Raw genomic sequence first — 1,699 nt, forward strand, 5'->3', positions numbered from 1 at the left:
GCGCTCGACCAGCGGCTTCGGCCCGCCGATCTCGACGGTATCGCCGAGTTGGCGGACCTGGATGCGCTTGCCGTTGAGGAACGCGCCCTCGCCCGGCAGCGCCCAATAGGTCTCGCGCTTGGCCGGACATTCGAGCACGCCGGCCAGCGAGCGGCCATCCTCGACCACGGCGACGCTGACGCACCAGGAATGCAGGCCATCGAGAAAGCCGCGCGTGCCATCGATAGGGTCGACGACGAAAGTGCGGCGGGCCGACAGCCTGGCATGATCGTCGGCGGTTTCTTCGGACAGCCAGCCATAATTCGGCCGCGCCTTGAGCAGGGTCTCGCGCAGATAGGCGTCGGCCGCATGGTCGGCTTCGCTGACCGGCGAGGTCCCGCCCTTCATCCACACCTGGGGGTTTTGACCGAAATAGCGCATGGCGATGGTGCCCGCCTCCCGGGCGGCGTCGCGCAGCAGAGCAAGGTCTTCGTGCGTCTCGGCTGAGATGACCATGTCAGGCGCCGGCAAGGGTCATCCCCTCGATCAGCAGCGTCGGCGCGGCAGTGCCGAAATTGCGGTCGAGATCGCTCGCCGGCACCATGTTGAGGAACATGGCCTTCAAATTGGAGGCGATCGTCACCTCGGCCACCGGATAGGCAAGCGCGCCGTTCTCGATCCAGAAGCCGGAGGCGCCACGGCTGTATTCGCCGGTCACCATGTCGACGCCCTGGCCGAAGACCTCGGTGACGTAGAAGCCGCGCTGCAGCGAGGCGATCAGCTCCTCCGGCGCGCGATCGCCGGGCTCGATGGCCAGATTGGTCGAGGACGGCGAAACCGAAGAGCCGCTGCGCGAGCCACGGCCGTTGGTGACGAGACCAAGCTCGCGCGCGGCCGAGGTCGACAGGAACCAGTGGTTGAGCACGCCTCTGTCGACCATCAACAGCTTGTCGCCCTCGACGCCTTCGCCGTCGAAGGGCCGCGACGCCTGGCCGCGACGCCGCAGCGGCTCGTCGGTGACGGTGATCGCGCTTGAGGTTACCTGCTTTCCCATCATGTCGCGCAGGAAGCTGGTCTTGCGCGCCACCGCGGCGCCGTTGATGGCGCCGGCGAGATGGCCGGCAATGCCGCGCGCCACACGCGGGTCGAACACGACGTCGACCGGGCCGGTCGCCGCCTTGCGGGCGCCGAGGCGACGCACGGCGCGTTCACCGGCCTTGCGGCCGATCTCCTCCGGCGCGTCGAGATCGGCGAAATGCTGGCGCGAGGAGAATTCATAGTCGCGTTCCATCGCCGTGCCTTGGCCTGCAATGACGCTGGTCGAGCGCGAAAAGCGCGACGCGACATATTGGCCGACAAAGCCATGCGAGGTCGCAAGCACCAGGCCGCCAAGGCCGGCGCTGGCGCTGCTGCCGGAGGAATTGGTGACGCCCTTGACGGCAAGGGCCGCCGCTTCCGCTGCCAGCGCCGCCTCCTTGAGCTGATCGGCCGACACCTCAGTCGGATCGAAGAGGTCGAGATCACGCAAATTGCGGGCGAGCAGCGCCGGGTCGGCAAGGCCCTGGAACGGATCCTCGGGGGAGACTCTCGCCATGGCGACGGCGCGCTCGGCAAGCGCCTTCGGGTCGGAGGCGGCGGTGGCCGAGACGCTCGCCACGCGCTGGCCGACGAAGACGCGCAGCGACACGTCCTCGCTTTCCGACGATTCGGTGCCTTCGAC

The 1,699-nt window shown here is 68.2% G+C and carries 2 protein-coding genes; both read right to left on the minus strand.

From position 1 onward, the window contains the following. On the minus strand, window positions 1-495 hold a 495-nt coding region (locus EOA60_RS31790; protein ID WP_164899726.1), incomplete at its 3' end, for a 3'(2'),5'-bisphosphate nucleotidase CysQ. Between the two features lies 1 nt (window position 496). Continuing rightward, on the minus strand, window positions 497-1,699 hold a 1,203-nt coding region (locus tag EOA60_RS31795; protein WP_128312536.1), incomplete at its 5' end, for a metallopeptidase TldD-related protein.

The sequence above is a fragment of the Mesorhizobium sp. M1A.F.Ca.IN.020.06.1.1 genome (genome assembly GCF_004023265.1).
Taxonomy (GTDB): domain Bacteria; phylum Pseudomonadota; class Alphaproteobacteria; order Rhizobiales; family Rhizobiaceae; genus Mesorhizobium.